The organism is Vibrio sp. BS-M-Sm-2, assembly GCF_041504345.1.
Lineage (GTDB): Bacteria > Pseudomonadota > Gammaproteobacteria > Enterobacterales > Vibrionaceae > Vibrio > Vibrio satsumensis.
Genome location: NZ_CP167894.1, coordinates 2,535,578 through 2,559,987 on the forward strand (window position 1 = coordinate 2,535,578; position 24,410 = coordinate 2,559,987).

The window sequence follows — 24,410 nt, forward strand, 5'->3', positions numbered from 1 at the left end:
ATTAGTCACTAGTAGCCTAATTAGTCGCTAGCAACTGGCCGTACCGCTCTAGGTTATTCAGTCGAATCTCTGAGTTGGCAATAAAGGTTGCTTTTGCCTTACCGGTTAACGACTTAGATTGAGGCAATTTCACGGTACGCGCATTCTTATGTACGCCATTGACCAAGAATTCATAGTGTAAGTGTGGGCCAGTCACTCGGCCCGTACCACCCAAAGTACCAATGGTTTGGCCTTGTTTTACGCGCTGACCAGTTTTCACCATACGTCGCTTCATGTGCAGGTACTTGGTGATGTAGGTGTTGCTGTGGCGTATGAACACGTAGTTACCATTGAATTGGTTGTAACCAGACTTCTGAACGATACCGTCACCGGCAGCCCAGATAGGCGTGCCAACAGGGGCTGCGTAGTCAGTGCCGCGGTGAGCGCGAACCTTACCGGTTACTGGGTGTTTTCTGTTAGGGTTAAAGTTCGATGTTACACGACGAAAATCAATAGGAGAGCGCAAGAACGCTTTCTTCATTGCACGACCATTTTCATCGAAGTAATTGCCGCTCTTATCATCTAATACCGCGGTAAATGAATCACCTTGGTTTTTGAATACGGCTGCCATGATCTTACCGCGACCAACCACTTCACCTTCAACTACTTTTTCTTGGTATAAGATTTTGAAGCTGTCATTCTTACGAATATCTAACGCAAAGTCGATATCCCAACCGAAGATGCCCGCCAGTTCCATAATTTGGTTTGCGGTTAAACCTGCGCTTACGCCAGCGTTCCAGAAATTCGAGGTGATGTCGGCTTCGGCATAATTGTATTGGTAGGCAACCTCTTTTTTGTCGAAACTAGAGGAAAACGAATCGCCAGACTTAGTGATCTTAAAGCTTTCAAACGCACTAAGCTGTCGTTTTAGCTGAATAAGGTCGTTGTTTTCATCAAAGCCAAACTGCAATACATCACCAGGTCTTAGGTTAGACAGCTGCTTCTTAATATCATTGTTGGTATTAAGTAGGGTGATCAGCAAGCGGTATGAGAGGCCAATACGTTCGAATAGAACAGAAGTGCTTTCGCCAGAACGAACGGTATATTTTTCCCAATTGAGCACAGCTGTTGGTGGCGCATCACTTGAGCCCATAAGCGCGGATGTATTGATAGTCAGTGGGTAATGTTTCCCCACCACTAAAGCGCCCGTATCGTCACGTAAACTGTTGACGTCGGGGAGTAAGAAAATCGCGACGAAAATTACGGCACTAAAAAATGCGATAAAAGCCCGGTGCAAAATAGGAAGGCGTGCAAAAATAGACAACATGTTCCGGTTCGTTCTGTAAATATTATGAAAATCGACGACGGAATAGTGTAACTGGTTTCAAAATACATCGCTATTCAAGTAAGATGTCTAATTATTATATTTTTGCCAAATCTGTGGGAGTGAACAAGAATGGCGAGTATTGAAGCTGCACTAGCCGAGATCAAACGTGGCGTAGAAGAACTGATTCCAGAAGACGAACTAATTGCTAAATTAAAAGAAGGTCGTCCTTTACGCATTAAACTGGGTGCTGATCCAACAGCTCCAGATATCCACCTAGGCCATACGGTTATCTTTAACAAGCTTCGTGCTTTCCAAGAGCTTGGTCATGAAGTGACATTCCTTATCGGTGATTTCACTGCAATGGTTGGTGACCCATCAGGTAAGAACTCAACCCGTCCACCGCTAAGCCGTGAAGACGTATTGAAGAATGCTGAAACTTACAAAGAGCAAGTATTCAAGATTCTAGATCCTGCGAAAACGCAAATTCGTTTCAACTCTGAGTGGCTATCTGAGCTTGGTGCTGAAGGCATGATTCGTCTTGCTTCTAACCAAACTGTTGCTCGTATGCTTGAGCGTGATGACTTCAAAAAGCGTTACGCTGGTGGTCAACCGATTGCAATCCACGAATTCATGTACCCACTTCTACAAGGTCACGACTCTGTTGCACTAGAGAGCGACGTTGAGCTTGGCGGTACTGACCAGAAGTTTAACCTGCTAATGGGTCGTGAACTGCAAAAAGCTGCCGGTCAAAAACCACAAGCGGTACTAATGATGCCACTACTTGTTGGTCTAGACGGCGTGAAGAAGATGTCTAAGTCTGCGCACAACTACATCGGTATCAGCGAAGCACCAAGCGAGATGTTTGGTAAGATCATGTCTATCTCTGACGATCTAATGTGGAGTTACTACGAACTACTGTCTTTCCGTCCTCTTGAAGAAGTTGCGGAACTGAAAGCTGGCGTTGATGCAGGTAAGAACCCGCGTGACGTTAAAGTGCTTCTTGCTAAAGAGATCATCGCGCGTTTCCACAGTGAAGCAGATGCTGAAGCCGCTGAGCAAGAATTTGTTAACCGTTTTGCTAAGAACCAAGTTCCTGATGAAATGCCTGAATTTGAATTCGAAGCAGGTCTACCAATTGCGAACGTTCTAAAAGAAGCGGGTCTAGTAAACTCGACTTCTGATGCGATGCGTATGATCAAGCAAGGCGCGGCTAAGCTTGAAGGCGAGAAGATTGAAGACAGCAAATTCGTACCTGAAGCAGGTACTGCGGTTTACCAAGTAGGTAAGCGTAAGTTTGCTCGTATTACTATTAAGTAATAATGCACATCAATAATTGAAATCAAAGGCATCCACGGATGCCTTTTTTATTGACTTAAAATTGACGAAACTTTGAAACGCCTATTGCTACACTATGCGCGCTGTCAAATTGACAGTAATTCTGGAGATTTTTATGAACAATACCGACCATCCTCCTAGTTTGAATGGAGAAGAATAACCTGTCTCGGTATTGATCTATTGTCCTGCCGTTCAGGTAGGGTATCTTTGTTTTTCCCCCTCATTCTTTTCCACACACTAGATTCTAACAAGTAGACACACCAGTAGCTTTCAGCTCTTGGTGCGCATAAATCTATAAATCTATAAATCTATAAATCTATAAATCTATAAATCTATGCTATTTGTTTTGATGGTCGTTACCTTTGCCAATCGGGAGATTCGCCATGACGGTAATGAACAACGCTTTTTTATCTATTGAAGCTCTGTATTCAGAGCAAGACATCCAAGCTGTATCGAATGCATTTCAACAGTACGGACGTGAACAACAAATTAACCTTTTGAATCGTATGCCGCTTGAAGATGCGGTGTTAGTACTCGGGCAATGTTCTCTTAGTACGATTCAGACTTTACTTAGTGAGCTAGAAGAGCAGGGCTTTGAGAAGCGCTCTCGACATCTAGCTCACCAACTAGGACTGATCTACTCAGAGGTAGAACCTCAGCAGGGCTACCTTTCTACTGGAGTCATGAGCCACGTTAGGCAGCGAATCGGTTGGATTATTGCATTAGCACTATTGGGAATCGTCTCAGGGCTTATCATTGCTCAATATGAAGATATTCTTAGTCAGTTGGTACTTTTGGCAATCTATATGCCTGTGATTGCGGCTGCTGGTGGTAACACCGGAACACAAGCCGCGACTTTGGTCATCAGAGCCTTAGCCACGGGGGAGTTGAAAAAACGCCAATGGGCTAACGTTCTATGGAAGGAGTTTAGAGTCGCCATCTGCTTAGCACTTGCGATTGCTATGGTGATGATTGGTCGTATTCTGCTATTTAGCGAAAACCAATCGACAGGTGGTTATGATATCAACATGATTGCGTTAGCGATTGCGGTAGCGCTGTTTATTCAAGTGACCATATCTACCGTACTCGGAGGCGGGTTACCGATAGTTGCTAGGCTATTTAAGCTTGATCCTGCGGTGTTAGTGAGTCCAGTACTCGCTTCTATTGTAGATATCTCAGGTATGTGGATCTACTTCACTGTCGTGAACTCATTCCTAGGAATCGCTTAAAAGCTTCTAAAAATAGCTAAAATACATCTTAGAAATGAAAATGGCGCTGAAGATCTTCAGCGCCATTTTTTATCGGGTAATTAACCGTTTACACAAGTTAACCACTATTGATATTCACTTTGTGTTTGACTGAATTCGACCACATCTTTGTAGAAAGCACGTTCAAACTGGGTGATTGGCGCTTCTACTGGCTTGTCTGGATCTTGTTCTTCAGGGAAGTAATCACGGACAAACTGCACAAACAGAGAGTTTGGATTCCCTGTTTTATCTAATCCGTATCCCGCCATGTTGTAACTGCCATATAAAGATCCGCTCTTTGCAACAATGTTGCCTTGGATCGGTGCTTTTCTCATGCTTTGACGGTATTTGAGCGTACCATCAGTGCCTGATGTTGGCATTGCCTCAATTAGGTTGAGCTGTTGGTCGTTATCCCAGATATAACGTAGAACCTGAGCCATGGTTTGCGAGGTCATGCGATTATTCCTCGATAACCCTGAGCCATCGACTAACTGTGCTTTACTTAGGTCAATGTTGGCCTTAGTCAGTAATATCTGCTTTATCGCTTCGGTGCCGTTATTGAAACTACCAGGCTGGACATAAAACGTTGCACCCAGTGTTTTAGTTAGGTTATCTGCTATTAGATTGTCTGATCTCTTCAACATGGTATCGAGCAGTTCAGGAAGCTTTTCTGAATGGTGGCTAGCGACTAATGTTGTTTTGTCTGCTGTCTCTTTTTTACCAAGGATCACATCGCCTTTAACCTGAATCTTCAGTTCTTTAAGCAGAGAACTCACGACTTGAGAGGTGTAAAGCTCTGGATTTTGAATCGCAAACTTGAGTGGCAGTGGCTTTTTACGCTCAACTAAGCAGCCAGAGAGCTTATAAGCGTTATCTGGTGTCGTTATGAGCTCCAAGTCGCATTGTGTTGCCTTCTGCCCAGAGCGAGTTACCGTGGCTGCAGAGGTTGTCACGTCTATCGGGTAGTGAGCCGGAATATAGACCCGAGTGCTGCCGTTATCTTTTGTATAAATAGAAGCTTGCGCGCAATTGCTGTCCAAAGTCATTGCACTCGAAGGCGCGCTGTAACAAACGCCTAGAATGTCCCAAGGCCAACCAACGGCTCGCTGATAGCCAGTAAAAGCTGAACTATCGAGATACAAGTTACCTTCGATGGTTTTAGATTGCGACTTAGCGTATTGAGCTAAAAGACTTTTTAGGTGTTCTCGTTGTAGTGTTGGGTCGCCGCTAAATGAGATCACAACATCCTTATTCGAACGGGAAATACTTGTCGTGTAGTGAAAATCATCACCTAACTCTAATTTAGCTGCCAAAGCCGTGACTAATTTTAAGGTACTGGCTGGTGGGTAAAGGCTGTCACTGTTAGTTTTCATTTCGTTTGAATTACCATTCAGTGATTCCAATATTAAACTTGTGCTACTACCGTCTGGCAATTTATCTAAAGGGGCATATGCGAAAGTGTTAGTCGAGAAAATGCTAATGGAAAAACCACATACAAGTAGGGTGGGTAGAAGGCGCATAGAAGATTTCTTGGATGGTTGATATTTTCAGTATACAGATATAAAAAACGCCCGCTAGATAGCGGGCGTTTTGATTCTCAATTAACTAATTGATCAATTAGATAATCAGAATTAGAAGTCGTAACGTAGACCTAGAGCTAGCTCGTCTTCAGCGTCAGCAGAGCTTGCTGTGCCGTTAGTTAGCTTGTTAGTAGTACCGATCGTGTCACCTTCAGAGATTAGGTTGAAGTTGTACGATACGTAACCACGGAAGTTAGGCTTGAAGTAGTAAGTAGCATCGATTGCGATGTTATCAGCAGATGTTTTGCTATCAGTTTCAGCGTTGTTGTACGTAGTTGAGAATACAGTTTGGCCTAGTGTGTAAGCTGCTGCTAATTCGTAACCAGTGTAGTCTACAGCGTCGTTAGAGTTAACACCTGTAGTTTGTTTTTCACCATCTGTGAATACACCTGCGAAGTACAGGTCAGAGATAGCATAAGAACCAGAAAGCATGTACTCGTTAGATTGGTCTTGGTCTGCGTAACCAGCACCTAGCTTAACGCCAGTTTCGCCGATTGCGTAGATAGCAGATAGAGAGTAGCCGTCTTTACCGTTGTCTGTGAACTCACCGTTAGCATCAACACCATCACGGTCTGCAAAACGGTAGCTTGCTTTTAGGCCTAGATCTTGGAATTGACCTTTGTAAGAAAGCATGTTGTCTGAACGGTCAGCTACTGCGATTTTGTCTGCAGCAGAGTTACCGTGGTAAGCCATGATATCTGTAAAGTCAGTGATTACGCCTAGAGCACCGTCGTTTTTACCGTAAGTTACTTCACCGAATGTACCGCCTAGACCAGCGTACGTGTAACGGTTTGTAATGCTGCCGTCGTTGTTATCAGTAGAGCCGCCGTTTTCAGCAGTTGTGAATTCGCCTTCGTAGAAACCAACACCGTATAGGCCGTCTTGGATTTCAACTTTACCTAGGAAGTTAAGACGCACACGTGTTTTGTCTTCAGCTTTGCCATCTTTTAGAGATAGACGAGCTTCAGCACGGCCGCCCATTTCAACAGAGTTACCGTCTTGGTTGTATAGTTCTGCCGCGTTAGCGCCAGTAGCAAGAGCTGCAGCAGATACAGCAAGCGCGATCATAGTCTTGTTCATGTTATTAATTCCTAATTACTGTCCATAAAGGTATTTATTAAGGATTTGAATCCTTTTAGTGTCTTGCCTGTATTAATCAGGCTTCATAACCATGATTAGGTCAGAACGCTAAAAAATGCCAGTGCAATCCATGAGTTACTTTTTACCCCTAAAGTTCCTTAGCTAGTTAGTAAAATGATATAAATTGAAAAACTGAACACTGTTTTATTGTGTTGATTTATTCTTAACTTGTTGTTTTTGTAGTTGTATTTTAAAAGTGTGATCTACATTTATTTGGTTTGTTTTTGTTTTTTTTAGGTATTCAATTGCTGACTTATTGATGGGGAGGTTATTATTCATTTTTGTGATGTCTGTAATTTAGAGCTAGATAAAGCTTTTATAAGACAAAGTGGAATAAAGGTGATTTAGCCATCAAGTTTGTTTACACTAAGCCAAATTGTTTTGTTTCTATCACCCAATAAGTATGTTGGGTGGATTTATGTTGGCCAAAGAAAGCTTTGGCATAGAGGTAAAAAATGGAAAAGGTTCCAATGACAGTACGTGGCGCTCAGCAGCTACGTGACGAATTAGATCGCCTACTTAAGCTACGTCCTATTATTTCAGCAGCTATTGGTGAAGCACGTGAACTCGGTGATTTGAAAGAGAATGCAGAGTACCACGCCGCTCGTGAAGAGCAGGGTATCTGTGAAGCTCAAATTCGAGATATAGAATATAAGCTATCGCTAGCTCAGATCATCGATGTAACTCAGATGGATAATACGGGTAAGATTATCTTTGGTACGACAGTAACTTTGATCGATGTCGATACGGATGAAGAATTCCGCTACCAGATCGTTTCTGAAGATGAAGCTGACATCAAAACTGGTCGTATTTCTGTGAAGTCACCAATTGCACGTGGTCTTATCGGTAAGATGGAAGGCGATGAGGTTATTATCTCTACACCTGGTGGCGATAAAGATTTCGAAATCGACAAAGTAGAATATATCTAATTGAATTTTCTTTGTTTCTGATAAGTAAAAAGGTCGCTTAATGCGACCTTTTTCGTTTCTCACGCTACACTAAAAGATAAGCGCTATGGCTTTCTCTTAGTGGAAGTTAGCTTATATTAAGCTCGCTTATTTACGTGGAATCTCGATTTTACGTGCTTCTGACTGACGGAATAGTACTAGAACTTTACCGATAGTCTGTACTTTTTCAGCTTTAGTTTCACGTACAATTGCATCGATAATCAGTTGCTTAGTCTCACGGTCTTCTGATGCAACTTTAATCTTGATCAGTTCGTGGTGGTCTAGAGCTAATTCGATTTCCGCTAGAACAGCTTCAGTAAGTCCATTTGCGCCCATTAGCACAACAGGTTTTAAACTGTGAGCTAGGCCCTTTAGATGCTGCTTTTGTTTGGTACTTAGGTTCATTACGCGGCCAATTTTCTTTACTATTAGGGTTGAAAAAACCTATTTTAACGCCATCTAAAGCTGAAGACTATAATTTATTCAGCAATTAGTACTTTCCTCCAATTTAGGTATCCAATGAGCAAACAGAAACACTCGGCCAGTTCAGGCCGTTGGTTGAAGGAACACTTCGACGACAAGTACGCAAATGAAGCTAGAAAGAAAGGCTATCGTTCACGTGCTTATTTCAAAATGGAAGAGATTCAAACGAAAGATAAATTGCTGTCTCCTGGGATGACCATTGTGGATTTGGGTGCAGCGCCTGGCGGTTGGTCTCAATATGCTGCTAAGATTGTTGGAGACAACGGACAAATCATTGCGTGTGATTTGTTACCAATGGACCCGATTGCTGGTGTTAGCTTTTTACAAGGCGATTTCCGCGAAGAAGCAGTGCTAGATGCCTTGTTGGAGCGTATACAACCAAACATGGTTGATGTCGTGATGTCAGATATGGCACCTAATATAGCAGGCAACAATTCTGTGGATCAGCCAAGAGCTATGTATTTAGTTGAATTAGCTTTGGATATGTGTCGACAAGTTCTAGCTACCAATGGTAGTTTTGTTGTAAAAGTATTCCAAGGCGAAGGGTTTGACCAATACGTTAAGGACGTCCGCGAGATGTTTAAAACAGTAAAAGTCAGAAAACCCGACTCTTCTCGAGCTCGATCTCGTGAAGTGTTTATCGTAGCCACTGGTTACAAAGGTTAACGATTCTCTTCCAATAGTGAGAGTTAACAACATGGCTACAGGTTACAAACTGTAGTACCCTACCTTTAATTACAATTAGTTATCGAGAGGCTTACACCTTGAGTGACATGGCAAAAAATTTAATTCTGTGGCTTGTTATCGCGGTAGTGTTGATGTCGGTATTCCAGAGCTTTGGCCCTGGAGAAAGTAACGGCAGAGCAGTAGATTACACCACGTTTGTACAGGAAGTTGGCCAAGGCCAGATTCAAGACGCACAGTTCAATAACAGCGAAATCACTTTCACACGTCGTGGTGGTGGTTCTAAGTATGTAACTTACATGCCTGTTTATGATCAAAAGCTACTTGATGACTTAATTAATCAAAACGTAAAAGTTCAGGGTACACCACCTGAAGAACAGAGCCTGCTTGGCACTATCTTCATCTCATGGTTCCCTATGATCTTACTAATTGGTGTGTGGATTTTCTTCATGCGTCAAATGCAAGGCGGCGGCGGCGGTAAAGGCGCGATGTCTTTCGGTAAGAGTAAAGCTCGAATGATGAGCGAAGAACAAATCAAAACGATGTTTGCTGATGTTGCAGGTTGTGACGAAGCAAAAGAAGACGTGAAAGAGCTTGTGGATTACCTTCGTGATCCAAGCCGCTTCCAAAAGCTAGGTGGTAAGATCCCGACAGGTATCCTGTTGGTTGGCCCTCCTGGTACGGGTAAAACATTGCTTGCAAAAGCGATTGCCGGTGAAGCGAAAGTACCGTTCTTTACGATTTCTGGTTCTGACTTCGTTGAAATGTTTGTTGGTGTTGGTGCATCTCGTGTGCGTGACATGTTCGAACAAGCGAAGAAAGCGGCACCTTGTATCATCTTTATCGATGAAATCGATGCTGTAGGTCGTCAACGTGGTGCTGGTGTTGGTGGTGGTCACGATGAACGTGAACAAACACTAAACCAAATGCTGGTTGAGATGGATGGTTTCGAAGGTAATGAAGGAATTATTGTTATCGCTGCGACTAACCGTCCAGACGTACTAGACCCAGCATTACTTCGTCCTGGTCGTTTTGACCGTCAAGTGGTGGTTGGTCTACCTGATGTACGTGGTCGTGAACAGATTCTTAAAGTGCACATGCGTAAAGTGCCACTATCGGGTGATGTTGAACCATCTCTGATTGCTCGTGGTACTCCTGGTTTCTCTGGTGCAGATCTTGCGAACCTTGTGAACGAAGCGGCGCTATTTGCAGCTCGCGGTAACAAGCGCAATGTATCTATGGTTGAGTTCGAACTAGCTAAAGATAAAATCATGATGGGTGCAGAGCGCCGTTCAATGGTGATGTCTGAAGAAGTGAAAGAGTCAACGGCTTACCATGAAGCGGGTCACGCAATTGTTGGTCGTCTGGTACCTGAACACGATCCAGTGTACAAGGTGTCAATCATTCCACGTGGTCGTGCACTTGGTGTCACTATGTACCTACCTGAGCAGGACCGCGTAAGCATGTCTCGCCAACATCTAGAATCAATGATCTCTAGTTTGTATGGTGGTCGTCTTGCTGAAGAACTTATCTACGGTAAAGACAAAGTTTCGACTGGTGCGTCTAACGATATCGAACGTGCAACTGATATTGCTCGTAAGATGGTAACGCAGTGGGGCTTCTCTGAAAAACTGGGTCCTCTTCTATATGCTGAAGAAGAAGGCGAAGTTTTCCTTGGTCGTGGCATGAGCCAAGCGAAACATGTTTCTGACGATACTACTAAGCTGATCGATGAAGAAATTCGTATTCTAATCGACCGCAACTATGCTCGTGCGAAGCAAATTCTTGAAGAGAACATGGATATCATGCACTCGATGAAAGATGCGCTAATGAAGTTTGAAACGATTGATGCAGGTCAGATTGATGACTTGATGGAACGTAAAGACGACATTCGTGAGCCAGCTGGTTGGGGTGATCAGGCGAAAGCAGAACCTGCAAAGGAAGAAGCTAAACCTGAAGCGAAATCAGAAGAGCAAACTAAAGCCGAACCAAAAGCTGAAGAGTCGCAAGTTGAAGAAGTTAAGTCTGAATCAGACGATGCTCAAAACAAAGATTCTTAATCGCTAAGCTTTAAATTAAAACCCTGAGTACGCTCAGGGTTTTTCTGTTTATAGCCCAAGATGTTTTTACCTTTAAGACCCGCCTTCCATGATATTAAAAGCACATAATAAAACGCTCGTTTTAGACCGCCCACATGTGATGGGTATCCTCAATGTCACGCCTGACTCTTTCTCTGATGGCGGGAAATTCAATTCATTAGATAATGCTTTACTGCAAGCTGAGCGAATGATTCAAGTTGGTGTTAGCATTATTGACATTGGTGGTGAATCAACTCGTCCGGGAGCACCTGACGTATCTTTAGAAGAGGAGCTCGCTCGCGTTATCCCTGCCATTAAAGCAATTCGCGCCAAGTTTGATGTGTGGATCTCTATTGATACCAGTAAAGCAGAAGTGATGCGCCAAGCCGTTGAAGCGGGGGCTGACTTGATCAATGATGTGCGCGCATTACAAGAGCCCGGAGCTCTAGAAGCAGCCGCCAATGCTAAGGTACCAGTTTGCCTGATGCACATGAAAGGTCAGCCAAGAACCATGCAAGCTAACCCAAATTACGATGATGTTCTAACGGATGTTGAAGCTTTTTTAAAAGAAAGGGTGGAAGCGTGTGAAGCTGTTGGTATATCAAAAGAGCAGCTGATTCTAGATCCTGGTTTTGGTTTTGGTAAAACCATTGAACACAATTACCACCTATTAGCGCACCTAGAAAAATTTCACACGCTTGGGTTGCCAGTCTTAGCGGGGATGTCGAGAAAGTCGATGATCTTTAAGCTATTAGACAAAGCCCCGGCAGATTGCATGGTCGCTAGCGTCACTTGCGCTACTATCGCGGCAATGAAAGGCGCACAAATTATTCGCGTTCACGATGTTGAAGATACATTGGAAGCGATGAAGATAATCGAAGTGATGAATAACAATCACTAATCATAATTAAGGAAAATCACTATGTCTGATAAGAGACGTTATTTCGGCACAGATGGTGTGCGTGGCAAAGTTGGCCAGTACCCTATTACACCTGATTTTGTTCTGAAGCTTGGCTGGGCTGCGGGTCGTGTTCTTGCGAAACAGGGCACAAAGAAAGTCATCATTGGTAAAGATACTCGTATCTCTGGCTACATGCTGGAGTCTGCGCTAGAAGCAGGTCTTGCTGCTGCTGGTCTGCAGGCTACGTTTACTGGCCCAATGCCAACACCTGCCGTTGCTTACCTAACTCAAACCTTCCGCGCGGAAGCTGGTATCGTTATCTCTGCATCGCACAACCCTTACTACGATAACGGTATCAAATTCTTCTCTTCTGAGGGAACAAAACTACCAGATGATATCGAGTTGGCGATTGAAGCCGAATTGGATAAAGAGATCGAATGTGTTGACTCATTTGAGCTTGGTAAAGCGGTACGTTTAAACGATGCCGCTGGTCGTTATATTGAATTTTGTAAGAGCACATTCCCAAATCAGATGACACTTGCTGGCATGAAGATTGTTGTCGATTGTGCTCATGGTGCGACTTACCATATTGCACCTGCTGTATTTAAAGAGCTAGGTGCTGAAGTTATTGCGATTGGTGTTGAGCCAAACGGTACTAACATCAACCATGAAGTGGGTGCTACCGATGTACGTGCTCTGCAAGCAAAAGTACTTGAAGAAAAAGCGGCCTTAGGCCTTGGCTTTGATGGTGATGGTGACCGTATCATTATGGTTGACGAGCTAGGCAACAAAGTTGATGGTGACCAAATTGCTTACATCATTGCTCGTGATGCCCTGCGCCGTGGTGAGTTGAAAGGTGGCGTTGTTGGTACACTAATGACCAACCTTGGTATGGAAAATGGCCTTAAGCAGTTAGGTATTCCGTTTGTACGTGCGGCTGTTGGTGACCGTTATGTAATGGAACAGCTTCTTGCTAAAGGCTGGAAGATCGGTGCCGAAAACTCGGGTCACGTTATCCTACTAGATAAAGTGACGACGGGTGATGCTATCGTTGCTGCTCTGCAAGTATTGGCTTCAGTTGTTGATAGCGAAATGACTCTGAATGAGCTGTCTCAAGGCATGACGTTGTACCCTCAAGTTCTAGAAAACGTTCGTTTCAGCGGAGACTCAAACCCATTAGAAGCAGAAGCGGTAAAAGCAGCGGTTGTTGAAGTAGAAGCAGAGCTTGGCGAGAAAGGTCGTGTGCTATTACGTAAGTCTGGTACAGAGCCACTACTACGCGTGATGGTTGAAGGCGAAGATGCTGAGCTTGTTCAAGCATCTGCGCTTAAGATTGCAGATGCAGTAAAAGCAAACTGCTAATTTAACCTTTTACTTAACAGGCGCAACGAATAGCGCCTGTGATTAGAAGTGATTGGCTTATATAGCGGTCAAAAGATATAACGGTCAATAGAGACGTAAATGAGTTTTGTGTCGCTTTTGACCTTTTTTTGACCATTCGCTTGGTAAAGGCTTATTTTTTAGCAAATTCTCCTTGTCAGTCAACGTAGCATTCGCTAGTATTGCTCGGCCTTCAGTTAGGAGGTCGCTAGCCTTGTTCTAAAAAATAGTTTTTTGAACGGCGCTGGCTCAACAATTAGGAACATAGGTGGAAAAATGTTTACAGTTCTACTTGTGATTTACCTGTTGGCAGCGCTTGGTGTAATTGGCCTAGTGTTGATTCAACAAGGTAAAGGCGCAGATATGGGAGCCTCTTTCGGTGCTGGCGCTTCAAACACTGTGTTTGGTGCTGGTGGCTCAGGAAATTTCCTTACCCGAATGACTGCAATTTTTGCAACTACATTTTTTATCCTTAGCTTAGTGCTTGGTAATATGTCTACACATAAAACTGAGTCACAATGGATTGACCCGACTCAAGGTCAGGTAATTCAACAAGCTGATGATGCAGTGAGTGAAGTTCCGGCGCAAGGCGACGAAATTCCACAATAATCTGTAAAGATTTGATGCCGAGATGGTGAAATTGGTAGACACGCTAGCATGAGGTGCTAGTGCCTTAGGGTGTGAGGGTTCGAGTCCCTCTCTCGGCACCATGTTTACAAACTTGTAAAACATCTTGTTGGGCGTATAATGCTCACAAGTCGGACGCGGGATGGAGCAGTTTGGTAGCTCGTCGGGCTCATAACCCGAAGGTCGTCGGTTCAAATCCGGCTCCCGCAACCAATTTCAATGCTATTATATAGCTTGTATTGGTAGCAAGTTTGCACAGTGTGAACCTCACTGTGAGTTAAGTGTGATATCGAATGTGATGGCACTTAACATATAAGGGTCCAGCAACAAAAACCCCGGCTTATACGGGGTTTTTTGTTATCTAAGCATTTATAAATGCGTTTAGATAATGTTTGCTTGGAATTTAAATTGGGCTTTGAGCCCTTTTTTTGTTTCTGGAGTGGTTAAATGACTGGTTTAGAAAGACAACTTACTGAAATGCTTGACGCTCCAGTAGCAGCATCAGGTTATGAGTTAGTTGGATTAGAATTTATTCGTGCTGGTGAGCACTCAACGCTACGTATTTACATCGATTCACCGAATGGTATCAATGTAGATGATTGCGCTGAAGTTAGTCACCAAGTAAGTGCCGTAATGGACGTTGAAGATCCAATTTCAGTGGCTTATAACCTTGAAGTGTCTTCACCAGGTTTAGAGAGACCACTGTTCAAAGCAGAGCATTACCAACAATTTATTGGTCACGAGGTAAGCATCGTTTTGAAAATGGCTGTCGGCAACCGTCGTAAATGGAAAGGTGATATCCAATCTATCGAAGGCGAGACAGTGAAAGTATTGGTTGAAGGACAAGAAGAAGAATTCGTCCTGAGCAATATTGCGAAAGCTAACCTGATCCCTAAATTTTAGTTCTCCTAGAGAGAAGAGCTTAAGAGGCTAGATTAATGAACAAAGAAATTTTGGCGGTAGTAGAAGCTGTTTCTAATGAGAAAGCAGTTCCTCGTGAGCGTATTTTTGAAGCGCTTGAAATCGCGCTTGCAACGGCAACAAAAAAGAAAAGCGAACTAGAAATTGAAGTTCGTGTTGAAATCGATCGTAAAACGGGTGATTTCGAAACTTTCCGTCGTTGGGAAGCTGTTGAGGAAGTTGAATTCCCAACAAAAGAAATCTCTATTGAAGCTGCAAAGTACGATGATCCAGAGATCGAACTTGGCGGTTTCATTGAAGATGACATCGAATCAGTAACGTTTGACCGTATTACGACTCAAACGGCTAAGCAAGTAATCGTACAGAAAGTACGTGAAGCCGAACGCGCTCAAATCGTTGAACAGTTCATCGACAACGAAGGCGAGCTAGTAACTGGCGCAGTTAAGAAAGTTAACCGTGACACTATTATTCTTGACCTAGGTAACAACGCTGAAGCGGTAATCCTTCGTGATGACCAACTTCCTCGTGAAAACTTCCGTCCAGGTGACCGTGTTCGTGGTCTTCTTTACGCAGTTAAACCAGAAGCTCGTGGTTTCCAGCTTTTCGTTACTCGTTCGAAGCCAGAAATGCTAGCTGAACTATTCCGTGTTGAAGTGCCTGAGATTGGTGAAGAGCTAATTGAACTTAAAGGTGCTGCACGTGACGCTGGTTCTCGTGCTAAAATCGCAGTGAAAACAAACGACAAACGTATTGACCCAGTTGGTGCGTGTGTTGGTATGCGTGGCGCACGTGTACAAGCTGTTTCTAACGATCTTGGCGGTGAGCGTATTGATATCGTTCTTTGGGACGATAACCCGGCTCAATTCGTAATCAACGCAATGGCTCCTGCTGATGTTGCTTCAATCATCGTTGATGAAGACGCACACTCTATGGATATCGCTGTTGAAGCGGATAACCTAGCACAAGCAATTGGCCGTAGCGGTCAAAACGTACGTCTAGCTTCTCAACTGACTGGTTGGGAACTGAACGTAATGACTGTTGCTGACCTAGAGAAGAAGCACCAAGAAGAAGCAGTAGCTTCTATTGAAAACTTCATGAAGCACCTAGACATTGAAGAAGACTTTGCTCAAATGCTTGTTGAAGAAGGCTTCTCTACACTTGAAGAAGTAGCATATGTTCCTGTAAACGAGCTTCTTGAAGTCGACGGTCTAGACGAAGGTATCGTTGAAGAACTACGTAACCGCGCAAAAGACGCACTGACTACTCTAGCGCTAGCGAAAGAAGAAACTTTCGACGGTGTTGAGCCTGCTGAAGACTTACTTGCACTTGAAGGTCTTGAGCGTGAAATGGCTTACAAGCTAGCAGCAAAAGGCGTTGCGACATTGGAAGACCTAGCTGACCAAGGCGTTGATGAACTAGAAGGCATCGAAGACCTAACTGCAGAGCGTGCAGGCGAGCTAATTATGGCTGCGCGTAACATCTGTTGGTTCGGCGACGAAGAATAATTCAGCAAGGAGAGAAAGCGGTATGACACAATTAACAGTTAAAGCACTGAGTGAAGAGATTGGTACGCCAGTTGACCGCTTAATTGAACAACTTGCTGATGCAGGCATGAAGAAATCAGGGTCGGATCAAGTGACTGATTCAGAGAAGCAAACATTGCTAACGCACCTTAAAAAGGAGCACGGCGATACTTCTGGTGAAACAGAACCGACTCGTTTAACTCTTCAACGCAAGACCCGCAGCACGCTAAGTGTTGCCGCTGGAGGCGGTAAGAGTAAGGATGTTCAAGTAGAGGTACGTAAAAAGCGTACTTACGTGAAGCGCAGCACTATTGAAGATGAAGCGAAACGTGAAGCTGAGGAAGTAGCTAATCGTGAAGCGGAAGAGAAAGCACAACGCGATGCTGAAGAGCAAGCGAAACGTGATGCTGCAGAGAAAGCACAGCGCGAAGCCGAAGAAAAAGTAACACGTGAAGCGGATGCAAAACGTGAAGCTGAAGAGAAGGCTCAACGCGCACAAGCTGAAAAGGCTAAAAAAGACATGAATTCAAAAAATGCAGACGCTAACGCACAAGCGAAAAAAGAAGCGGATGAACTTAAAGCTCGTCAAGAGCAAGAAGCAACTCGTAAAGCAGAAGCTGAAGCAGCTAAGCTTGTTGAAGAAGCTCGTAAGTTAGCAGAAGAGAACCAAGAACGTTGGTCTGAAGAAGAGAAGAAGAAGAAAGAGCAAGAGAAATCTGCGGATTACCATGTGACTACTTCTACTTACGCTCGTGAAGCTGAAGATGCGGCAGATAAGAAAGATGAGAAAGCACCTCGTCGTCGCAAGAAGAAAGCAGCTCCTGCTAACCAACCTGCAAACAACCGTGGTGGTCGTAACCAACGTGGTCGTGGCGGTAAAGGTAAGCTTGCTAAACCAACTTCAATGCAGCAAGGCTTCGATAAGTCAGCGACTGTTGCTAAATCTGACGTTGCTATCGGCGAAACTATCGTTGTTTCTGAACTGGCTAGCAAAATGTCAGTTAAAGCAACTGAAGTTATCAAAGTAATGATGAAGATGGGCGCTATGGCGACTATCAACCAAGTGATCGACCAAGAAACAGCACAACTTGTTGCTGAAGAAATGGGTCACAAGGTAATCCTACGTAAAGAAAACGAACTTGAAGAAGCAGTACTAGCTGACCGTGATAGCGATGCTATCGCTGAAGGTCGTGCTCCTGTTGTTACTATCATGGGTCACGTTGACCACGGTAAAACTTCAACACTTGATTACATTCGTAAAGCACACGTTGCTTCTGGCGAAGCTGGCGGTATCACGCAGCACATTGGTGCTTACCACGTAGATACTGACAACGGCATGATCACTTTCCTTGATACTCCTGGACACGCGGCGTTTACAGCTATGCGTGCTCGTGGTGCTCAAGCGACAGATATCGTTGTACTTGTAGTTGCAGCAGACGATGGCGTAATGCCACAAACAATCGAAGCAATCCAGCACGCGAAAGCGGCAGGCGTTCCTTTGATTGTTGCTGTGAACAAGATCGATAAAGAGGGTGCAAACCCAGACAACGTTAAAAATGAGCTAGCTCAATACGACGTTATCCCTGAAGAATGGGGCGGCGAGAACATCTTCGTTCACATCTCTGCAAAACAGGGTACAAACATCGATGGTCTTCTAGAAGCAATCCTTCTTCAGTCTGAAGTTCTTGAGCTTACAGCGGTTAAAGAAGGCATGGCGTCTGGTGTTGTTGTTGAATCTCGTCTTGATAAAGGTCGCGGTCCAGTTGCAACAGTACTAGTACAGTCTGGTACTCTAAACAAAGGCGATATCGTTCTTTGTGGTCAAGAGTACGGCCGTGTTCGTGCAATGCGCGATGAGAACGGCAGAGACATCGAAACTGCAGGTCCATCTATCCCTGTAGAAATTCTAGGTCTTTCTGGCGTACCTGCGTCAGGTGACGAAGCGACTGTTGTACGTGATGAGCGTAAAGCACGTGAAGTTGCGAACTACCGTCAAGGTAAATTCCGTGATGTTAAACTAGCTCGCCAACAAAAAGCGAAACTAGAGAACATGTTCGCGAACATGACGGCTGGTGAAGTTGCTGAACTTAACGTTGTACTTAAAGCTGACGTTCAAGGTTCTGTAGAAGCAATTGCTGACTCTCTACTGAAGCTGTCAACTGACGAAGTTAAAGTGAACATCGTAGGTTCTGGTGTTGGTGGTATTACTGAAACTGATGCAACTCTTGCAGCAGCTTCTAACGCTATCATCCTTGGTTTCAACGTTCGTGCTGACGCAACTGCGCGTAACACGGTTCAGAACGAAAACCTAGATCTACGTTACTACTCAATCATTTACCAATTGATTGACGAAGTTAAACAGGCGATGGGCGGTATGCTTGCTCCTGAATTCCGTCAAGAGATCATTGGTCTTGCACAAGTTCGTGACGTATTTAAGTCGCCTAAACTTGGTGCAATCGCTGGTTGTATCGTTACTGAAGGTACGATTAAGCGTAGCAACCCAATCCGTGTACTTCGTGAAAACGTTGTTATCTACGAAGGTGAACTAGAGTCACTTCGTCGCTTTAAAGATGACGTTCAAGAAGTTAAGAACGGTTACGAGTGTGGTGTCGGCGTTAAGAACTACAACGACGTTCGCGTTGGTGACCAGATCGAAGTATTCGAAATCGTTGAGGTTAAACGTACTCTAGACTAATCAGTCTGTACGACTCGACATATTGACTAAGGTTACTAACATTACTAGTAAAGGTAATAAGTAATCGGTTGTTGAATACACCATGGGGGGCTGGTAATTACCAAGCCCCCCATCTTTCTAAGTGAGAAAAGAAAATGTCAAAAGAATTTAGCCGCACACAACGTGTGTCTCAGCAGCTTCAAAAAGAGCTTGCTCTTATCCTACAACGTGAAGTTCGTGACTCACGTATTGGTATGGTAACTATCTCAGACGTAGAAGTGTCTCGTGACCTTGCATACGCAAAAGTGTTCGTGACTTTTCTATGTGTTGGTGAGCAAACACCTGAATCATGCCTTAAAGCTCTTAAAGAGCATGAAGTGCCAGTTCGTATGGCTCTTGGTAAGCGTATTCGCCACCGCCTAACGCCTGAAGTTCGTTTTACTTATGACAACACACTAGTAGAAGGCATGCGTATGTCTAACCTAGTAAGTGAAGTTCTGAATGACGACAAGCGTAAGCAAGAAGAAGCTGGCCGCACTGACGAAACTCAGTCTAAGGGCGAAGAGTAATGGCTCGCCGTCGTAAAGGTCGCCCTATCAACGGGGTAATTCTATTAGATAAGCCGACTGGCATTTCGTCTAATGATGCACTGCAAAAAGTAAAGCGTATTTACTTTGCAGAGAAGGCAGGGCACACCGGTGCTCTGGATCCTCTTGCGACTGGCATGCTGCCAATTTGTCTTGGTGAAGCAACGAAGTTCTCTCAGTTTCTTTTAGATTCTGATAAGCGCTACGTTGTTATTGCTAAGCTTGGTGAGCGTACCAATACCTCTGACTCTGATGGTGAAGTGGTTGAGACGCGTGATGTTAACGTGACCCAAGAACAGCTTGAGCGTTGCATTGCGAGCTTCAAGGGTGAAACCGATCAGATACCATCAATGTTTTCGGCATTGAAGTATCAAGGTAAGCCTTTGTACGAATACGCACGTGCAGGTATCGAGGTTCCTCGTGAGTCTCGTAAGATTACAGTGTACTCTATTGAACTGCTTCGCTTTGAAGGTGATGAAGTTGAAATGGAAGTGCATTGTTCGAAAGGTACTTACATCCGCACAATTACCGACGATCTTGGTGAAATGCTAGGTTGTGGTGCTCACGTGACCATGCTTCGTCGTACAGGTGTAGCGAAGTACCCATATGAGCGTATGGTGACTTTGGAGCAGTTAAACGAGATCTTAGAGCAAGCACAGGCGCAAGAAATTGCACCGAAAGAGCTGCTTGATCCACTGTTGATGCCAATGGACACTGCCGTTGAAGATTTACCAGAAGTAAACCTGAACGCGGAACTGACTGACCTAGTTCAGCACGGTATGCCAGTTCAAGTTGCTGGTGCGCCAACTGAAGGTACGGTTCGTATGACAAGTGGCGAAGAGAAGCTGTTTGTCGGCGTTGCTCAGATTGCTGAAGATGGCCGAGTTGCACCGAAGCGTTTGGTTGTTTTCAGAGATGAAGAGCCACAAGCGTAGCGCTGAAACCGAATTAGGTATTAGTGTTTAGCCTTGAAAAGCGAGCAAATAAGACAGAAAGCGAACGCCTAATTTAGGTGGTTCGCTTTTTTCGTTTTTAATGGGTTCGATTGTTATTGCACCAACTGACAAACTTCCCTATAATCCTCGGCTCGCGTAGCGGCTGAATCAGAGATTGGCTGCTACAAATATAAACTTACTCTTATCAGGAGAGAATTATGTCTCTGAATGCAGAAACTAAAGCAGCAATCGTTGCAGAATACGCACAATCTGAAGGCGACACAGGTTCACCAGAAGTACAAGTAGCACTACTTACTGCTTCTATCAACCACCTACAAGGTCACTTCAAAGCGCACAAACACGATCACCACAGCCGTCGTGGTCTACTACGTATGGTTTCTAGCCGTCGTAAGCTTCTTGATTACTTGAAAGGCAAAAACCTTGCTCGTTACCAAGACCTAATCAAGCGTCTAGGCCTACGTCGCTAATAGCGATGTCTGCAAAGACAGTTTGAAGAAAAGGAGCATTTATGCTCCTTTTTTTGTGCCTGTAAGAAAATGCTAGGCCGGATGCTCAGAATATCATCTGGCTTTTTCTGATAGGAAATATCTCTCCTAATAAAAATAGTTTATACTACGCCCGCCTATAGCGTTTTCAACGTTTGGCAATCAACCTCTCAAGAGATTACAGTCACAGATGTCGGCCAATAGGTCGCGACTATTCAAAGGCGGATTTGGTCTTAATTCGGCGTATGAACTCATACAAAGAGTCACTATTCTAAGTCCCTTTTCACTAGTCGCGATTGGTAATATCTTGAGTCATTATTCACTTAATCTAAAGTCTGACTTTAGAGCTAAGGATATACAATGTTTGAAAAACCAGTTGTAAAATCGTTCCAGTACGGTAACCACACCGTTACTCTAGAAACGGGCGTAATTGCACGTCAAGCTACTGCTGCTGTAATGGCGACTATGGACGATACATCAGTATTCGTTTCTGTTGTTGCTAAGAAAGAAGCAGTTGCAGGTCAAGACTTCTTCCCTCTAACAGTTAACTACCAAGAGCGTACATACGCTGCGGGTAAAATCCCTGGTGGCTTCTTCAAGCGTGAAGGTCGTCCATCTGAAGGCGAAACACTAACAGCTCGTCTGATTGACCGTCCAATTCGTCCACTTTTCCCAAGTGCGTTTAAAAACGAAGTTCAAGTTATCGCTACGGTTGTTTCTATCAACCCTGACGTAAACCCAGACATGATCACTATGATCGCAACGTCTGCTGCGCTTGCTATCTCTGGTGCTCCATTCAATGGTCCTATCGGTGCTGCACGTGTTGGTCACATCGACGGCGAACTTGTTCTTAACCCATCAAATACTGAGCTTGAAAACTCTAAACTAGACCTAGTTGTGTCTGGTACAGAAGGCGCAGTACTAATGGTTGAATCTGAAGCAGATAACCTATCTGAAGAAGAAATGCTTTCAGCTGTTGTTTACGGTCACGACCAACAACAAGTTGTAATCAAAGCAATCAACGAGTTTGCTGCTGAAGTAGCAACTCCAGCTTGGAACTGGGAAGCGCCAGCAGTTAACACTGAGCTTAAAGCTCAAGTTGCTGAACTTGCTGAAACACGTCTATCTGACGCGTACCAGATCACTGAGAAAATGGCTCGTTACGAGCAAGTTGGCGCAATCAAGAACGACGTTGTTGAAGCTCTAATTGCACAAGACGAAAACCTAGATGAGCGCGAAATCCGCGGCATGCTTGGTTCTCTCGAGAAAAACGTAGTACGTAGCCGCATCATCGCTGGCAACCCACGTATCGACGGTCGTGAAAAAGACATGGTTCGTGCGCTAGACGTACGTACTGGTGTTCTTCCACGTACACACGGTTCTTCTCTATTCACTCGTGGTGAAACTCAAGCACTTGTTACTGCAACGCTAGGTACACAACGTGATGCTCAAATCATCGACAGCCTAATGGGTGAGAAGAAAGACAACTTCCTTCTACACTACAACTTCCCTCCATACTGTGTAGGTGAAACTGGTTTCGTTGGTTCACCTAAGCGTCGTGAAATTGGTCACGGTAAGCTTGCTAAACGTGGTATCCAAGCAGTAATGCCTTCTGTTGAAGAATTCCCATACACAGTTCGTGTTGTATCGGAAATCACTGAATCTAACGGTTCTTCTTCAATGGCTTCTGTATGTGGTACGTCTCTAGCGCTTATGGATGCTGGTGTTCCAATCAAAGCTTCTGTTGCGGGTATCGCAATGGGTCTTGTTAAAGAAGGCGACGATTTCGTTGTTCTTTCTGACATCCTTGGCGACGAAGATCACCTAGGTGACATGGACTTTAAAGTAGCAGGTACTAACGCTGGTATCACTGCACTTCAAATGGACATCAAGATCGAAGGTATCACTAAAGAGATCATGCAAATTGCACTTAACCAAGCGCAAGGTGCACGTAAGCACATCCTTTCTGTAATGGATGAAGCTATCTCTGGTGCTCGTGAAGATATCTCTGAATTCGCTCCACGTATCCACACAATGAAAATCAGCTCTGATAAGATCAAAGATGTTATCGGTAAAGGCGGCGCAGTTATCCGTGCTCTTTGTGAAGAAACTGGTACTACAATCGAAATCGAAGACGATGGCACAATCAAGATTGCTGCTACTGAAGGCGCTGCTGCTAAAGAAGCAATCCGTCGTATCGAAGAGATCACAGCTGAAGTTGAAGTTGGCCGCATTTACCAAGGTAAAGTTGCTCGTCTAGCTGACTTCGGTGCATTCGTAACTATTCTTCCAGGTAAAGATGGTCTAGTACACATCTCTCAAATCGCTGACAAGCGCGTTGAGAAAGTGTCTGACTACCTAACTGAAGGTCAAGAAGTTCCTGTTAAGGTTCTTGAAATTGACCGTCAAGGCCGTGTACGTCTAAGCATGAAAGAAGCAGTTGAAACGCCAACTGAAGGCGAAGCACCTGCAGCTGAGTAATTCTCAGTGTGTCGATGGTGATATCGCTTTTTAGTGATTTCTAACCCATCGTCAACAAAGCATGTTATAAAGGGGAGCATATAGCTCCCCTTTTTTATTGCGGTCATAACAGGAGTAATTATTTGTGAAATGGTTTCAAACCGCGAGTATGTGTTTACTGCTTGTACTAACAGGTTGTGCGACAACATCAGATAACACCTCACGTTGGGTTTATCCACCGATGGCTGTGCCACTGCAACCAAGCGTTCAGCAAGAAGTTCAAATTGCACGTCTTAGTCAGCTATTACAGCGCCCAGATTTGAACGATGAAGTTCGAGCTAAGATGCTGTTTGAACGTGGTAATTACTACGACAGTGTTGGCCTGCGTGATCTAGCGCGTCTCGACTTCAACCAATCTCTTTCATTGAACCCTGCTCAACCTGATATCTTCAACCTTTTGGGTGTTTACTTTACGCAGGTAGGGGAGTTTGATGCGGCTTATGAATCTTTTGATTCTACGTTAGAGCTTGATCCTGCAAACTCTTACGCAGAAAGAAACCGCTCTATCGCGCTTTATTATGGCGAGCGTTACGACTTAGCTAACGAAGAAATGATGAAGCACTACGCCGATGATCCTAGCGATCCGTTTCGTGCTCTGTGGTTGTACATCATTCAGCATGAGCTCACGCCAGAGCAAGCTAAGCTTGATTTACAAAAACGTTACGAGAGCCGTGATGAGCAGTGGGGCTGGGTATTAGTCGCGATTATGCTTGATGACATTACTGAAGAGCAGGCTTTCAAGGCGATTTTAACCGGTACTCGTGATAACACGTTACTTGCGCAGCGCCTAACAGAGACATACTTTTACCTTGCTAAGCGTTACCATATGAATGGTGACTACGCGAATGCGATCTCTTTATACAAGTTGTCAGTGTCTTTCAACGTGTATGAATATGTAGAGCACCGCTACTCTTTCTTAGAGCTAAGTCGTATCTTCACTACGCTTAAAGCCGAGCACTTAGCGCAAGTTAAGTTGGCTGAGGCCGAAGAAGAAGCTAACGCTAAGTAAGCTATACATCTTGATTCCGTAAAGCCG

At 44.3% G+C, this 24,410-nt stretch carries 20 protein-coding genes and 2 tRNA genes; 18 read left to right on the plus strand and 4 right to left on the minus strand.

All coding sequences use genetic code 11. From position 1 onward, the window contains the following. Positions 1–16: 16 nt before the first annotated feature. Positions 17–1,306 (minus strand): peptidoglycan DD-metalloendopeptidase family protein, encoded by a 1,290-nt coding sequence (locus tag AB8613_RS11700; protein WP_372383852.1) that lies wholly within the window; start codon positions 1,304–1,306, stop codon positions 17–19. A gap of 129 nt (positions 1,307–1,435) precedes the next feature. Here AB8613_RS11700 and tyrS point away from each other — a divergent pair, with 129 nt between their 5' ends. Both tyrS and AB8613_RS11710 read left to right on the plus strand, forming a co-directional pair. Continuing rightward, positions 1,436–2,623: a tyrosine--tRNA ligase gene (gene tyrS / locus AB8613_RS11705; protein ID WP_017059402.1), complete on the plus strand. Its 1,188-nt coding sequence runs from the start codon at positions 1,436–1,438 to the stop codon at positions 2,621–2,623. A 401-nt stretch (positions 2,624–3,024) separates the two neighbouring features. Further along, complete coding sequence (locus AB8613_RS11710; RefSeq protein WP_146490653.1) at positions 3,025–3,870, plus strand: magnesium transporter; 846 nt, start codon at positions 3,025–3,027, stop codon at positions 3,868–3,870. Positions 3,871–3,974: 104 nt separating this feature from the next. Here the strand turns inward: AB8613_RS11710 and dacB are convergent, their stop codons facing one another. Both dacB and AB8613_RS11720 read right to left on the minus strand, forming a co-directional pair. After that, complete coding sequence (dacB, locus tag AB8613_RS11715; RefSeq protein ID WP_372383853.1) at positions 3,975–5,408, minus strand: serine-type D-Ala-D-Ala carboxypeptidase; 1,434 nt, start codon at positions 5,406–5,408, stop codon at positions 3,975–3,977. Positions 5,409–5,519: 111 nt separating this feature from the next. Continuing rightward, the gene (locus tag AB8613_RS11720) at positions 5,520–6,548 is read right to left on the minus strand and encodes a porin (RefSeq protein WP_285954260.1); all 1,029 of its coding nucleotides are present in this window, start codon (positions 6,546–6,548) and stop codon (positions 5,520–5,522) included. Positions 6,549–7,063: 515 nt separating this feature from the next. Here AB8613_RS11720 and greA point away from each other — a divergent pair. Beyond that, on the plus strand, positions 7,064–7,537 hold the full coding sequence (gene greA, locus AB8613_RS11725; RefSeq protein ID WP_061018733.1) for a transcription elongation factor GreA: 474 nt from the start codon (positions 7,064–7,066) through the stop codon (positions 7,535–7,537). Between the two features lie 126 nt (positions 7,538–7,663). Here the strand turns inward: greA and yhbY are convergent, their stop codons facing one another. Next, positions 7,664–7,960: a ribosome assembly RNA-binding protein YhbY gene (gene yhbY, locus AB8613_RS11730; RefSeq protein WP_004738252.1), complete on the minus strand. Its 297-nt coding sequence runs from the start codon at positions 7,958–7,960 to the stop codon at positions 7,664–7,666. Positions 7,961–8,074: 114 nt separating this feature from the next. Here yhbY and rlmE point away from each other — a divergent pair, with 114 nt between their 5' ends. The 15 genes from rlmE to nlpI all read left to right on the plus strand — a co-directional run bounded on the left by rlmE (position 8,075) and on the right by nlpI (position 24,383). Next, positions 8,075–8,704: a 23S rRNA (uridine(2552)-2'-O)-methyltransferase RlmE gene (rlmE, locus tag AB8613_RS11735; protein ID WP_017059396.1), complete on the plus strand. Its 630-nt coding sequence runs from the start codon at positions 8,075–8,077 to the stop codon at positions 8,702–8,704. A gap of 107 nt (positions 8,705–8,811) precedes the next feature. Beyond that, positions 8,812–10,782, plus strand: coding sequence for an ATP-dependent zinc metalloprotease FtsH (gene ftsH, locus AB8613_RS11740; RefSeq protein ID WP_146490656.1), 1,971 nt, complete (start codon positions 8,812–8,814; stop codon positions 10,780–10,782). Positions 10,783–10,870: 88 nt separating this feature from the next. Continuing rightward, positions 10,871–11,701, plus strand: a complete 831-nt coding sequence (gene folP, locus AB8613_RS11745; protein ID WP_146490657.1) for a dihydropteroate synthase — start codon at positions 10,871–10,873, stop codon at positions 11,699–11,701. Between the two features lie 21 nt (positions 11,702–11,722). Continuing rightward, positions 11,723–13,063, plus strand: a complete 1,341-nt coding sequence (gene glmM / locus AB8613_RS11750) for a phosphoglucosamine mutase (RefSeq protein ID WP_060982626.1) — start codon at positions 11,723–11,725, stop codon at positions 13,061–13,063. A gap of 294 nt (positions 13,064–13,357) precedes the next feature. After that, on the plus strand, positions 13,358–13,690 hold the full coding sequence (gene secG, locus AB8613_RS11755; protein ID WP_017059392.1) for a preprotein translocase subunit SecG: 333 nt from the start codon (positions 13,358–13,360) through the stop codon (positions 13,688–13,690). A 16-nt stretch (positions 13,691–13,706) separates the two neighbouring features. Beyond that, positions 13,707–13,791: transfer RNA gene (locus AB8613_RS11760), tRNA-Leu, on the plus strand. Positions 13,792–13,844: 53 nt separating this feature from the next. Continuing rightward, positions 13,845–13,921 (plus strand) — tRNA-Met (locus tag AB8613_RS11765). Between the two features lie 234 nt (positions 13,922–14,155). Next, positions 14,156–14,611 (plus strand): ribosome maturation factor RimP, encoded by a 456-nt coding sequence (gene rimP / locus AB8613_RS11770; protein WP_004738265.1) that lies wholly within the window; start codon positions 14,156–14,158, stop codon positions 14,609–14,611. Between the two features lie 35 nt (positions 14,612–14,646). Then, entirely contained in the window at positions 14,647–16,134 is a 1,488-nt protein-coding gene (nusA, locus tag AB8613_RS11775; RefSeq protein ID WP_017059230.1) for a transcription termination factor NusA, read from the plus strand. 22 nt (positions 16,135–16,156) lie between these two features. Continuing rightward, on the plus strand, positions 16,157–18,847 hold the full coding sequence (infB, locus tag AB8613_RS11780; protein ID WP_060982625.1) for a translation initiation factor IF-2: 2,691 nt from the start codon (positions 16,157–16,159) through the stop codon (positions 18,845–18,847). Between the two features lie 134 nt (positions 18,848–18,981). After that, positions 18,982–19,395, plus strand: coding sequence for a 30S ribosome-binding factor RbfA (gene rbfA / locus AB8613_RS11785; RefSeq protein ID WP_017065964.1), 414 nt, complete (start codon positions 18,982–18,984; stop codon positions 19,393–19,395). After that, positions 19,395–20,348: a tRNA pseudouridine(55) synthase TruB gene (gene truB, locus AB8613_RS11790; protein WP_017059233.1), complete on the plus strand. Its 954-nt coding sequence runs from the start codon at positions 19,395–19,397 to the stop codon at positions 20,346–20,348. The genes rbfA and truB overlap by 1 nt, the downstream gene beginning before the upstream one ends. A 218-nt stretch (positions 20,349–20,566) precedes the next feature. Further along, positions 20,567–20,836: a 30S ribosomal protein S15 gene (rpsO, locus tag AB8613_RS11795; protein ID WP_010436144.1), complete on the plus strand. Its 270-nt coding sequence runs from the start codon at positions 20,567–20,569 to the stop codon at positions 20,834–20,836. Between the two features lie 378 nt (positions 20,837–21,214). After that, the gene (gene pnp / locus AB8613_RS11800) at positions 21,215–23,335 is read left to right on the plus strand and encodes a polyribonucleotide nucleotidyltransferase (RefSeq protein WP_372383854.1); all 2,121 of its coding nucleotides are present in this window, start codon (positions 21,215–21,217) and stop codon (positions 23,333–23,335) included. Between the two features lie 124 nt (positions 23,336–23,459). Then, positions 23,460–24,383 carry a lipoprotein NlpI gene (gene nlpI / locus AB8613_RS11805; protein WP_061018730.1) on the plus strand — a complete coding sequence of 308 codons (924 nt, stop codon included), beginning with the start codon at positions 23,460–23,462 and terminating at the stop codon, positions 24,381–24,383. Positions 24,384–24,410: the final 27 nt, after the last annotated feature.